The sequence below is a fragment of the Vibrio frigidus genome, assembly GCF_042465995.1.
GTDB lineage: Bacteria > Pseudomonadota > Gammaproteobacteria > Enterobacterales > Vibrionaceae > Vibrio.
On the sequence record NZ_JBCDMC010000010.1, the window covers coordinates 1 to 11,992 of the forward strand.

Here is an 11,992-nt window from a genome sequence, read left to right on the forward strand (position 1 = left end):
CATTGTGGACCCACCTGATCCCATGCCGAACTCAGAAGTGAAACGCAATAGCGCCGATGGTAGTGTGGGGTCTCCCCATGTGAGAGTAGGACATCGCCAGGCTTTAACATCGTTTTATCTTTTTTAGGAAAGATAAAGGCAAAAAATAATCAAAGCTAAATTTCATAAGACTTTGATTATTAGCAGAATAAAATAGCCCGTTCTTTGATCGGGCTATTGCTTTTTGCAAATATCCAAATTTAGAGCGCTGATATAGCTCAGCCCGGTAGAGCGCATCCTTGGTAAGGATGAGGTCCCCAGTTCGAGTCTGGGTATCAGCACCAGAATTTTTCTTGGCAACCATAGCATTGTGGACCCACCTGATTCCATGCCGAACTCAGAAGTGAAACGCAATAGCGCCGATGGTAGTGTGGGGTCTCCCCATGTGAGAGTAGGACATTGCCAGGTTCTAATTTTATCTTTTCACTTTTTATAAGTGATGATAATGAGCCTTATCAATATAAAGGCAAGAAATTCGAAAAGCCTTCCTTTGCGGGAAGGCTTTTTTCGTTTAAGTAGATATAAATTTATTCTCAGCTAATTCCCAAAGTGCATGAATCAATGGATCATTTAATTTGGATCGGTTACAGCAGATCCCTAAATCAAATGGTTTTACTGATTCTAGCTTTAATCTTTGTATCTTATCTTTTACGGGGCTATTGTTTATGACCACATCTGGCGCAATCCCAATTCCGCAACCTAGTGCGACCATACTGACAATTGCTTCATGTCCTGATACCTGAGCGTATATATTGGGCTTTATTTTTTTCTTTTTGAACCAATAATTTGCGCGGTCTCTTGCGGTTCCAGCTTCTGGTAAAATAAAAGGGATGGTTTCCCACATAGGTTGTTCTTTTAGTAATTCTTGAGAAAAGCTGCTAATGCCAGTTGGTGCAATAATTGACAGCGGTATATTACCGATAGTTTCGAATACCAATCTCGCTGGCAGTTGCTCTGGTTTTGCTGATATAGCGATATCTGCCTTGCCTTCTAGAACAATATCTATTGCTTGTGCTGGATCTCCAGTAGATATCTTTAGGTCAATTTGTGGGTAGGTGAGTCTAAAGTCATTCAGTAGATCAGGTAGATGGCTATAGCTTGCTGTCACCGAGCAAAATAGATGGATCTCACCTTCTAACTCTTTGCTCTGTTCTGACAACTCTGACCGATATCCATACCAATCAGTCGTGATACTTAGCGCTATTGGCAAGAGTTTTTTACCTGCGTTAGTTAGGTCTACGCTCCTGTTATCTCTAATAAGAAGACTTTGTCCTATTTCTTCTTCAAGCTTTTGAATTTGACGACTCAAAGCGGACGGGCTGACGTGCATTGCATGCGCGGTTTTATTGAAACTTCTGCTATCGCACAGATGAATAAACAACTGAAGGCTCTTAATATTCATATCTCACACTTGATGTTGCATTTATTGCATTTACTAATTGTGAATATATCACTTTAAGCAATTAAACGCCTGCATTACTATGTGGTTATTCAACTCATATGCAGTCGACCAACGGACAATTCTTAAAGGAGTCTCTTACATGGCTAACTATTTCAATACTCTTAATCTACGTGAACAATTAGACCAACTTGGTCGCTGTCGTTTTATGGATCGTGAAGAATTTGCGGCAGAAGCGGATTACCTTAAAGGTAAAAAAGTTGTGATCGTTGGTTGTGGTGCTCAAGGTCTTAACCAGGGTCTTAACATGCGTGATTCTGGTCTTGATATTGCTTACGCTCTACGTCAGGCTGCGATTGATGAAAAGCGTCAGTCATTCAAAAATGCGAGTGAAAACGGTTTTGAAGTAGGCAGTTACGAGACTCTTATCCCTCAAGCTGATCTGGTTGTGAATCTAACGCCAGACAAACAACACACTAATGTTGTTGAAACGATTATGCCCTTGATGAAAGAGGGGGCAGCTCTAGGTTATTCTCACGGTTTCAACATCGTTGAAGAGGGTATGCAGGTTCGTAAAGATATAACAGTGGTTATGGTTGCACCTAAGTGTCCGGGCACAGAAGTACGTGAAGAATACAAACGCGGATTCGGTGTACCAACACTCATTGCTGTTCACCCAGAAAATGATCCACAAGGTGAAGGTTGGGATATTGCCAAAGCTTGGGCTGCGGGTACTGGTGGTCACAGAGCTGGTTGTCTAGAGTCGTCTTTTGTTGCGGAAGTTAAATCAGACCTAATGGGAGAGCAAACTATCCTATGTGGCATGCTGCAAGCGGGCTCTATCGTATGTTATGAGAAAATGATTTCTGAAGGTATTGATGAAGGCTATGCAGGTAAACTTCTTCAGTTCGGTTGGGAAACAATTACAGAAGCACTTAAATTTGGTGGCATCAGTCACATGATGGATCGCTTATCTAACCCTGGTAAAGTTAAAGCATTTGAGCTTTCTGAAGAGCTTAAAGAGCTAATGCGTCCTCTTTATAATAAACACATGGACGATATTATCGTTGGTAATTTTTCGGGCACGATGATGGCAGATTGGGCTAACGATGACGTTAACCTACTAGGTTGGCGTGAAGAGACAGGCCAAACCGCGTTTGAAAACTATCCTGAGACAGATGTAGAAATATCGGAACAAGAGTACTTCGACAACGGTATCTTAATGATTGCGATGGTTCGTGCAGGCGTTGAACTCGCATTTGAAGCGATGACAGCATCTGGCATCATTGATGAGTCAGCATATTACGAGTCTTTACATGAACTTCCGTTGATTGCTAATACCGTTGCACGTAAACGTCTTTATGAAATGAACGTCGTTATTTCTGATACTGCTGAATATGGTAACTATCTATTTGCTAACGTAGCGACACCACTTTTACGTGAGAAGTTCATGCCTAAAGTGGGTACTGATGTCATTGGTAAAGGCTTAGACGAGACGTCTAATCATGTTGATAACGGTACGTTGATTGAAGTGAACGAAATCATTCGGAATCACCCAGTAGAGTATATTGGTGAAGAGTTGCGTGGCTATATGACAGATATGAAGCGTATCGCCGTAGGCGGTTAATTCCTTCCTAGATAAAATAAAAAGGCTTGGTCTATTAATAGACCAAGCCTTTTTTAATGGTTTTAGTTTCCATACTCTAACGTTGATTATTTGTCAGTAAACTTCGCTTCAATTTCAGCCAACTTTGCTTCCATTTCAGTTATTTTTTGGCGTGTGCGTAGCAGTACTTGGGTCTGAACATCGAACTCTTCACGGCTAACAACATCTAATTTGTTTAGCTGACCTTGGATAACTTGGCGAACTTTTTGATCGACATCGGCACCCAGCTCTTTTACTGGAGCGGGCATCGATTCATGAATTTGCTTTGCAATCTGTTCTAATTTTTTCGGATCAAACATGAGACGTAAACTCCTATCAATTTGAATTCATTCTATTCAAAATAGATCAAAAAGTCCTTAGTAATATAAATAAAAAGGCCACCTAAGTGGCCTTTAAGTCATTAAAATGACTTAGTGATGGCTAGATAATTCACGCTGTGCTGCCTTCGCTTCATCAAATCGTGCAAGTTTTTCCAAGTCCTTATCTTCTAAGAAGATGGGTAGTGGCTTGTGTTTTTCTGCAAGGTAAGAATAGATAACTGGCAATACAAACAATGTGAATATAGTACCAATGGCTAAACCAGCAACGATAACTATACCAATACTGAAACGTTGAGCAGCACCAGCACCCGTGGCATACATTAGCGGAACCAGACCTGCAATCATTGCGGCTGTTGTCATAAGAATTGGACGAAGGCGAACTTTCGCCGCTTCCATTACTGCTTCTGTACGTGTTTTTCCGTGTAGCAATTGCTCTTCTTTAGCCACTTCACATATCAAAATACCGTGCTTGGTGATTAAACCAACGAGAGTAATTAGACCCACTTGAGAGTAAATATTCATCGTAGCTGCACCCCACGCGAGTGCGATTAAGGCACCACAAATCGCTAACGGCACCGAGACCATAATAACCAATGGATCTTTTACCGATTCAAATTGAATAGCCAATACCAAGAAGATAATAGCGAGGGCGAGTCCAAATGTTGCAAATAATGAACTACCTTCGGTAACGTATTGTCTTGCTTCACCCATGTAGTCATATGAATAACCACTTGGAAGTTTAGTTGCCGCAATATTTTCAAACCAGTTGATCGCGTCTCCCATTGCAATTGCGGGTGACGGTACAGCACCAATCGTTGCAGAGTTTAGCTGATTGAAGTGGGGTAATGATCTAGGATCAGCCACAACATCGATACTAATCAAGCTTCCCAATGGAACGGCAGCGCCACTTGAACTCCGCACATAGAAGTTGTTCATTGATTCTGGGTTTAAGCGATACTTTCGCTCAACCTGTGGAATGACTTCATAGGAGCGACCATTTAGATCGATACGATTAACGTATCCGTCGGCCATCATGGTACTTAACGTTATGCCAATATCCTGCATCGTTACCCCATAAGCACCTGCTTTATCTTTATCGATATTGATTTTCATTGTTGCTGAATCGTAATTCAAATCAATATTTGAATAGACAAAGTATGGGCTCGACATGGTGTCGACTAAAACATCTGTCGCTATTTGGAATAAACTTTCAAAACTATTCGGTGTAGTAATGACAAACTGAATAGGAAGACCAGAACCAGCACCGGGCAATTCAGGCATCTGGAATGCCGTTACAGCCATACCAGGAATACCTTTGATCAGTTGCCCTACTCGGTTTGTTACTTCAGCTTGACTTGCTTCACGTTCGCTCCATGGAACCATTGAGGCGATACCAAATGCTTGGTTAGAATTCGGTACACCAACAAATACTTGGGAATAAGCCACTTCTGGCTGGTCCGATAGCATTTTGTTCACATCAGCCATGGTGTTTTGCAGGTAATCGAGGTTCGCGTTAGAAGGGCCAGTACCCATTAACATCACGATACCTTTATCTTCCGAAGGAGCAAGTTCACTTGGAATAAACTTGAACAACAATGGTAGGCTTGCGAACACAATAATAGCGAAAGCAATGATGACAGGGCGTTTTTGCATTATGGCTGAAAGCATTTTCTCATAACGGTTAGTCATGCGATCTAGAACACCGTGTACCATTGTTTCAAATCGACTCGGTTTTACGTGTGCTTTTAGCATTTTTGAACACATCATCGGAGACAGTGTTAACGCAATAATGCCTGAAATAAATACGGCACCTGCTAGTGTTAACGCAAACTCTTTGAATAGAGAGCCCGTAATCCCTCCCATCATAGCGATAGGTGCATATACAGCGCCTAACGTTAGTGTCATCGCTATAACCGGTATCGCTATCTCTCGTGTACCAATAATGGCGGCTCGAAATGGCGATTCGCCCAGTTTTATGTGGCGATCCACATTCTCCAACACAACGATGGCATCATCAACTACAAGCCCGATAGCAAGTACCATTGCAAGCAATGTCATCAGGTTCCACGAAAACCCGATAGCTTGCATTACCATGGCCACACCAATCAAGGAGAGTGGTATTGTGACAATTGGAATGATTACCGCTCGGAGTGATCCCAAGAATAGTGTAATAACCACAAGGACAATTAATGCTGCTTCAACTATTGTCTTTACCACCTCGCTGATTGACTCATTAATGGCTACGGTCGAGTCGTACATAACGTTCATTTCGATGTTGCTTGGCATGTTCTTTCTTAGCGAAGGAAGTAGTTCCAAGACATCGCGAGCGATATTGATTGGGTTAGCGCTTGGCGCCGCGTTAATTGCGGCGACGACAGCTTCACGACCATTTGCGTTTGCACGCACAACATCGTGACTCTTCTCTCGCGTCACTTTGGCAATATCACTTAGTCGTACAAGCTCACCACCTTCTTGTTTCACAACCAAGCGTTTTAGCTCAGCTACGCTCGATATTTGAGTATCTGCGCTACCATTGTATAAAACAAATTCACCGATAGATTGGCCGGTTGCAGATTGATAGTTGTTTGAATTTAGAACGCCCATCACATCTGTCGCCGTTAATCCAATCGCGGCCATTTTTGGTGGATCGAGCCAAATACGCATTGCATATTTAGAGCCACCATAATGGTCGACGCTTGCCACTCCATTTACAGAGAATAATTGCGGGTCGATAACGCGTTCCAGATAGTCGGTTACCTGACTTGACGCTAATTCGTCACTGGTAAAGCCTATATAAAGTACCGCTGTCGTTGAGCCTGTCGACATTGTCACTGTCGGATCTTCTGACTCACTAGGTAATTGAGAGCGAACTGAGTTTGTTTTGGCAAGAATATCCGATAGAGCGGCGTTCGGGTCCGTGTTAAGTTTCATCGTGACAGTGATGGTAGACATACCCAGCACGGATTGAGATGTCATATAGTCAATATTGTCTGCTTGTGCAATGGCTTGTTCCAATGGCTGGGTAATAAAACCTTGGATTAAGTTTGCACTCGCGCCGTAATAGCTTGTTGTTACGGTTACTACCGTATTCGTCATTTCCGGGTATTCACGTACCTGCATCTTGAAGATTGCTTGGAGACCAAGCAAGGCGATCAAAAAGCTGATAGATACTGCCAGAACAGGACGTTTGATAAAAATGTCAGTAAAGCGCATTTTGCCCCCAATTACAGCATAGGTGTTTCAGTAGGAAGAGTAAGTGCATCGTTCTCCACTACCTTAACTTTTGCATCGTTACTCAAGCGTACTTGACCTGACGTAACAATTTTATCACCTGCGCTTACACCACTTAAGATATGAGCAACATCAGCTCTACGTTCGCCAACCTTAACTACGTGTTGTTTCACCCGCAGAACGCCGTCAACTTCAGACAGAACATAGATATTGTCACCATATAAAGTGAAGGTAATCGCGACTTGTGGAAGAACAATCTGATCATTAATCGTTGGCAGAATTATATCCGCACGAGCAAACATTCCGCTACGAAGCTTTCCACCATTGTTTGGTATGTCTGCTTGAACCTGTATCAAGCCACTTTGACTATCAACTGCAGGCTCTATAGCTGAGATAGAACCTTTGAAGGTGTCTGCAGGATATGAGTCAACTTTGATGTTTACTTCTTGATCGATATAAATACGAGAAATATCAGTCTGAGAAACGGTGAAACGAAGGCGCATCACACTGGTATCTTCCAAACGAACGATATCGTCACCAGGCTGTAGGTATTGACCCAAGAAAACATTTCTAATACCAACAACACCATCAAATGGTGCCGAAATTTCTCTTCTGTCGATCTCGGCTTCTAATGATTTAATATCAGATTTAAGTGAGAAATATTCTGCTTCAGCCGTATCGTAAGATTCTTTTGATACAGAACCTTTCTTAAACAAACCTTTGTAACGCTTATATTTGGCCTCTGCCGCAGGCAAACGAGCTTTCGAACTATTTAAGTTTGCCTTCTCTACTTCGGTATCAAGAAGAATAAGTTTCTGACCAGTTTTTACTGTTTCACCGGAATCAAAGGCGATCTTGTCAATAACACCATTCGATTCTGTTGTTAGTGTGACACCTTGGTTTGGCTCAATGAAACCAATCGCTTGTATCGTAGGAATCCAATCAACAGAATTGACGTCTACTATTGTGACAGGGAATTCTGGTTCAGGCATATTTGCCATAAACTCAGCAATTTTTTGTTGCTTAAACATGTTAAAGCCAATCACGCTACCAAAAAGTAATATAGCGATAATTAGCATGGAAAAAGTCCACTTTTTCATTCTTTGTTGAACTCCGAGTTAATGGTTAATTAGAGCGTCCCAGCTAGCATCGATGGCTTGTGTAATGGCCTCATCGTCTATTGGAAAGCCGTTGTTTCTATGTTTTCTAGCGAGTGCTGCGCTAGACTCTAAACTAACACTGGATAACACCTTGTTATCCAGTAATTTAAATATACCTTGAGACTTACCTTCATCGAACATTTGCTCTATTTTATAAAATATCTCTTTCTTTTTTGGAAAGTGACATCCTTCTTCCTTAGAAGAAAGCTGTTCAAATAACATATGACTTTTAACCGCATCTTTTGTATTTGCAAAGTGCCATATGTTTAACCAGATAATGGAATACTTTTCTTTTAGTGTCATATCATCATCAACACCAGCTTGAATAATATCTGCTGTTCTTTGTGAAACATGATATCGAGTTTCTTCGATCAGGTGCTCTTTATCGTCGAAATATCTATAAATCGTACCAGCCGCCACGCCAGCTTCTTTAGCAAGCTTTTGCATAGATAATCCGTGAATACCCTCTTCTGCGACCAGTTTTTCGGTGGCATTAAGAATAAGCTTTCTTTTATCGCTACATTCGGGAGACATAAAAAACCTAATAATGAATGAACGTTCATTCATTAAATCATACATCGACACGATTATTCAATAATTAAACGGTCTCAATTGTGATTAATACTCTCATCGTAACCTTGCAATAGCATTATGAGGGTCAGAATACTATTATAGGTCTGATTTCTTATCCGCACAGTAGAGTAGTAAAAATGAAACTAAACCCGGCGCAAGATGAAGCAGTAAAATTTGTCTCTGGACCATGTCTGGTACTTGCGGGGGCTGGATCAGGTAAAACTCGTGTTATTACTAACAAGATTGCTTACTTGGTGCAGCAATGCGGACACAAGGCACGAAATATTGCTGCGGTGACCTTTACTAATAAGGCCGCAAGAGAAATGAAGGTGCGTGTTGGACAGACGTTAAGCAAACAAGAGTCAAAGGGGTTAATGGTTTCCACATTCCATACATTGGGCCTAAATATTATTCGAAAAGAGTACAAAATACTCGGGCTAAAAGCAGGCTTTTCACTGTTTGATGACCAAGACCAGCTTGCATTACTTAAAGAACTCACTGAAGAGCAATTGGATGGTGACAAAGATTTATTGAGGCAATTGTTAAGCACCATATCTAATTGGAAGAATGACATGCTGACACCAAGCCAAGCCATGTCTTATGCAAAGTCGGAGCAAGAGACGATATTTGCAGATTGTTTTGATGCTTATCAAAAGCAGATGAAGGCCTATAATGCTCTGGATTTCGATGACTTAATTTCAATGCCCGTATCCTTACTTAAGACTAATGAAGATGTTCGCCAGCGCTGGCAATCACGTATTCGTTATTTATTGGTTGACGAATATCAAGACACGAATACCAGCCAGTATGAACTGGTTAGGCTATTAGTAGGAGAGAGAGCTCGCTTGACCGTTGTTGGCGACGATGATCAATCTATCTATTCTTGGCGCGGAGCCAAACCTCAAAATCTAATCTTATTAAACAAAGATTACCCAGATCTACGGGTGATAAAACTAGAGCAAAATTACCGTTCTACAAGCCGAATTTTAAGAGCCGCAAATATATTAATTGATAACAACCCACACGTATTTAAGAAGACGCTTTTTTCTGAAATTCCTGATGGTGAAAAACTCAAAGTACTCATTGCTAACAATGAAGACCATGAGGCAGAAAGGGTTACAGGTGAAATTATTGCTCACAAATTTCTTAATCGGACTGAGTACAAAGATTACGCCATTTTATATCGTGGTAATCATCAATCCCGGCTGATTGAAAAATCACTCATGCAGAATCGCATCCCGTATAAGATTTCTGGAGGGACCTCGTTTTTCTCACGTCCTGAAATTAAAGATATTATGGCGTACTTAAAAGTGATGGTTAATTCTGATGACGATAATGCATTTTTACGAATTGTTAATACGCCAAGAAGAGAGATTGGCCCTGTCACATTAGAAAAGCTTGGTACTTACGCAAACATGAGAGGAAAAAGTCTTTTTGAAGCAAGCTTTGAACTTGGGTTAGAACAACATTTATCAGGCCGAGGGTTAGAATCACTTAGGAAGCTCACCAGTTGGATAGTCGCAATCTCAGAAAATGCAGAAAGAGGCTATACCGTAGAAGCGTTGCGTTCGTTAGTACGTGATATCAATTACGAAGATTGGTTATATGAAACATCTTCAAGTGCGAAAGCGGCCGAAATGCGAATGAAGAATGTGTCCGAATTGTACAGTTGGATTGTCGCTGACCTTGAAGGGGACAATTATGACAAAGAGGTAAAAACACTAAAAGAAGTGGTTTTGCGTTTAACTCTTAGAGATATGATGGAACGTGGAGAAGATGCTGATGACGCTGACCAAGTTCAGTTAATGACATTACATGCTTCCAAAGGACTTGAGTTTCCATTTGTTTATTTGATGGGAGCTGAAGAAGGTATCCTTCCACATCAAACGAGTATCGATGAAGAAAATGTAGAAGAAGAACGACGTTTGGCTTACGTAGGTATTACGCGAGCACAGAAAGAGCTCACTTTTACGATGTGTAAAGAGCGTCGACAATTTGGAGAGCTGATAAAACCTACCCAAAGTCGATTTTTAGATGAACTCCCATTCGATGATGTGGAGTGGGAGAGCACGAAGAAAAAAGAGTCACCAGAAGAGCGCATGGCAAAGGGGCAAGCGCACATTGCAAATATCCGAAATATGTTCAAAAAATAAATTCATGTCGAAAAAAAGGGCTAACCTTAGGTCAACCCTTATTTACAAATCTAAAGTGTTACCTGTAGAGATTACATTCCTTCAGTTAAGAACTTAACTGCTGCAATAACTTCGTCATCACTACAGTCCATGCAAGACCCTTTGGCAGGCATAGCATTGAAGCCCTGAAGTGCATGATTAGTTAGTACATCCATTCCTTGTGCAATTCTAGGTGCCCACTGTTCTGCGTTCCCCTTTATTGGGGCGCCAGCAGCACCAGTAGCATGACAAGCTGTACAGTAAGTATTATATACTGCAGGCCCATCGCGAGGTTCAGTACGTTCTGCCACTACAGGTGCGGCACCCGCAAGGTAAACATCACCGACTGGTTTAATGCGTTCTGCAATAGCATCGTATTCTTTATCACCTACATTTGTTGCTAGTGTTCCAGCTGAAAATGTAATTGCAGCGAATAGTACGCCGATCATTCTTAGAGACATATATTTTAGCTCACTTTACAGTTATCGTTTTTATTGGGCTTTGTGTTCAACAAATTTGTTAGAGTGTTCAGGTAAAAAAAGACAATTTGAAAACACATTGTTAATTTCGTGTGAATTTCAGGAGATTATATCCTGTTAATTTACTGCAATAAATACTAAGATCGCCATGATTAGCGCTTTATCACATCCTAACTGCTGAAAAAGACAACAATTAATAAAAAAACTGTAAAAAAAACTAGACTGAGAAAGGCGATATACGTATTATTCCACTCCGCCGATGGGGCATGCGCCCGTAGCTCAGCTGGATAGAGCGTTGGCCTCCGGAGCCAAAGGTCGAAGGTTCGAATCCTTTCGGGCGCACCAAATTCCGGAAGTGTCAGATGTTGGCGGTAGAAAATTAGTGGTGGCTATAGCTCAGTTGGTAGAGCCCTGGATTGTGATTCCGGTTGTCGCGAGTTCGAGTCTCGTTAGCCACCCCATTTATTTAAAAAGCTTAGATGTATTATTATCTGGGTTCAAAAGCAAGATTTCGGTGAATAGCGCAGCTTGGTAGCGCATCTGGTTTGGGACCAGAGGGTCGGGGGTTCGAATCCCTCTTCACCGACCATCTTTCAAAGCCTCGTCAATGGACGGGGCTTTTAATACTTTTAGTGGTGGCTATAGCTCAGTTGGTAGAGCCCTGGATTGTGATTCCGGTTGTCGCGAGTTCGAGTCTCGTTAGCCACCCCATTTATTTAAAAGCTTAGATGTAATATCTGGGTTTAAAGCAAGATTTCGGTGAATAGCGCAGCTTGGTAGCGCATCTGGTTTGGGACCAGAGGGTCGGGGGTTCGAATCCCTCTTCACCGACCATCTTTAAAAGCCTCGTCAATGGACGGGGCTTTTTTACATTTGCAGTTTGTGAAGCTTGGTAGCGTATCCGGTTTTGAAAAAAGCAAGACCAAAGGGTCGGGGGTTCGCCTCTCTCAACTT

Annotated in this window: 8 protein-coding genes, 6 tRNA genes and 2 rRNA genes; 10 read left to right on the top strand and 6 right to left on the bottom strand. The window is 41.7% G+C overall.

Annotated features, from left to right (window positions below; genetic code table 11):
• From rrf (AACW90_RS16920) to rrf (AACW90_RS16930), 3 genes are all read left to right on the top strand, one after another.
• Window positions 1–102, top strand: a 5S ribosomal RNA gene (gene rrf, locus AACW90_RS16920); the annotation flags it as partial.
• Between the two features lie 144 nt (window positions 103–246).
• Window positions 247–323: transfer RNA gene (locus tag AACW90_RS16925), tRNA-Thr, on the top strand.
• 8 nt (window positions 324–331) lie between these two features.
• Window positions 332–447, top strand: a 5S ribosomal RNA gene (gene rrf / locus AACW90_RS16930).
• A gap of 103 nt (window positions 448–550) precedes the next feature.
• Here the strand turns inward: rrf (AACW90_RS16930) and ilvY are convergent.
• Window positions 551–1,441: an HTH-type transcriptional activator IlvY gene (gene ilvY, locus AACW90_RS16935; protein WP_390236810.1), complete on the bottom strand. Its 891-nt coding sequence runs from the start codon at window positions 1,439–1,441 to the stop codon at window positions 551–553.
• Between the two features lie 139 nt (window positions 1,442–1,580).
• Between ilvY and ilvC the strand changes: the two genes are divergently transcribed.
• Entirely contained in the window at window positions 1,581–3,065 is a 1,485-nt protein-coding gene (gene ilvC, locus AACW90_RS16940; RefSeq protein WP_390236812.1) for a ketol-acid reductoisomerase, read from the top strand.
• An 86-nt stretch (window positions 3,066–3,151) separates the two neighbouring features.
• Here the strand turns inward: ilvC and ubiK are convergent, their stop codons facing one another.
• The 4 genes from ubiK to AACW90_RS16960 form a co-directional block, all read right to left on the bottom strand.
• Complete coding sequence (ubiK, locus tag AACW90_RS16945; RefSeq protein WP_195704775.1) at window positions 3,152–3,403, bottom strand: ubiquinone biosynthesis accessory factor UbiK; 252 nt, start codon at window positions 3,401–3,403, stop codon at window positions 3,152–3,154.
• A 111-nt stretch (window positions 3,404–3,514) separates the two neighbouring features.
• Window positions 3,515–6,637 (bottom strand): multidrug efflux RND transporter permease subunit, encoded by a 3,123-nt coding sequence (locus AACW90_RS16950; RefSeq protein ID WP_390236815.1) that lies wholly within the window; start codon window positions 6,635–6,637, stop codon window positions 3,515–3,517.
• 11 nt (window positions 6,638–6,648) lie between these two features.
• Window positions 6,649–7,755, bottom strand: coding sequence for an efflux RND transporter periplasmic adaptor subunit (locus tag AACW90_RS16955; RefSeq protein ID WP_390236817.1), 1,107 nt, complete (start codon window positions 7,753–7,755; stop codon window positions 6,649–6,651).
• 18 nt (window positions 7,756–7,773) lie between these two features.
• On the bottom strand, window positions 7,774–8,349 hold the full coding sequence (locus AACW90_RS16960) for a TetR/AcrR family transcriptional regulator (RefSeq protein WP_390236819.1): 576 nt from the start codon (window positions 8,347–8,349) through the stop codon (window positions 7,774–7,776).
• Between the two features lie 176 nt (window positions 8,350–8,525).
• Between AACW90_RS16960 and rep the strand changes: the two genes are divergently transcribed.
• The gene (gene rep, locus AACW90_RS16965; RefSeq protein WP_390236821.1) at window positions 8,526–10,541 is read left to right on the top strand and encodes a DNA helicase Rep; all 2,016 of its coding nucleotides are present in this window, start codon (window positions 8,526–8,528) and stop codon (window positions 10,539–10,541) included.
• Window positions 10,542–10,612: 71 nt separating this feature from the next.
• On the opposite strand, the gene AACW90_RS16970 is transcribed toward rep, so the two are convergent.
• Window positions 10,613–11,020 (bottom strand): c-type cytochrome, encoded by a 408-nt coding sequence (locus AACW90_RS16970; protein WP_331275668.1) that lies wholly within the window; start codon window positions 11,018–11,020, stop codon window positions 10,613–10,615.
• A 286-nt stretch (window positions 11,021–11,306) separates the two neighbouring features.
• Here AACW90_RS16970 and AACW90_RS16975 point away from each other — a divergent pair.
• From AACW90_RS16975 to AACW90_RS16995, 5 genes are all read left to right on the top strand, one after another.
• Window positions 11,307–11,383: transfer RNA gene (locus tag AACW90_RS16975), tRNA-Arg, on the top strand.
• Between the two features lie 40 nt (window positions 11,384–11,423).
• A tRNA-His gene (locus AACW90_RS16980) sits at window positions 11,424–11,499 on the top strand.
• A 51-nt stretch (window positions 11,500–11,550) separates the two neighbouring features.
• A tRNA-Pro gene (locus AACW90_RS16985) sits at window positions 11,551–11,627 on the top strand.
• A 46-nt stretch (window positions 11,628–11,673) separates the two neighbouring features.
• Window positions 11,674–11,749 (top strand) — tRNA-His (locus AACW90_RS16990).
• A 46-nt stretch (window positions 11,750–11,795) separates the two neighbouring features.
• Window positions 11,796–11,872, top strand: a tRNA-Pro gene (locus AACW90_RS16995).
• Window positions 11,873–11,992: the final 120 nt, after the last annotated feature.

What these genes read in the sequence shown, in the direction of transcription:
- ilvY (WP_390236810.1), bottom strand. Translation starts at nt 1,441, where the DNA reads ATGAATATTAAGAGCCTTCAGTTGTTTATTCATCTGTGCGATAGCAGA.
- ilvC (WP_390236812.1), top strand. Translation starts at nt 1,581, where the DNA reads ATGGCTAACTATTTCAATACTCTTAATCTACGTGAACAATTAGACCAA.
- ubiK (WP_195704775.1), bottom strand. Translation starts at nt 3,403, where the DNA reads ATGTTTGATCCGAAAAAATTAGAACAGATTGCAAAGCAAATTCATGAA.
- AACW90_RS16950 (WP_390236815.1), bottom strand. Translation starts at nt 6,637, where the DNA reads ATGCGCTTTACTGACATTTTTATCAAACGTCCTGTTCTGGCAGTATCT.
- AACW90_RS16955 (WP_390236817.1), bottom strand. Translation starts at nt 7,755, where the DNA reads ATGAAAAAGTGGACTTTTTCCATGCTAATTATCGCTATATTACTTTTT.
- AACW90_RS16960 (WP_390236819.1), bottom strand. Translation starts at nt 8,349, where the DNA reads ATGTCTCCCGAATGTAGCGATAAAAGAAAGCTTATTCTTAATGCCACC.
- rep (WP_390236821.1), top strand. Translation starts at nt 8,526, where the DNA reads ATGAAACTAAACCCGGCGCAAGATGAAGCAGTAAAATTTGTCTCTGGA.
- AACW90_RS16970 (WP_331275668.1), bottom strand. Translation starts at nt 11,020, where the DNA reads ATGTCTCTAAGAATGATCGGCGTACTATTCGCTGCAATTACATTTTCA.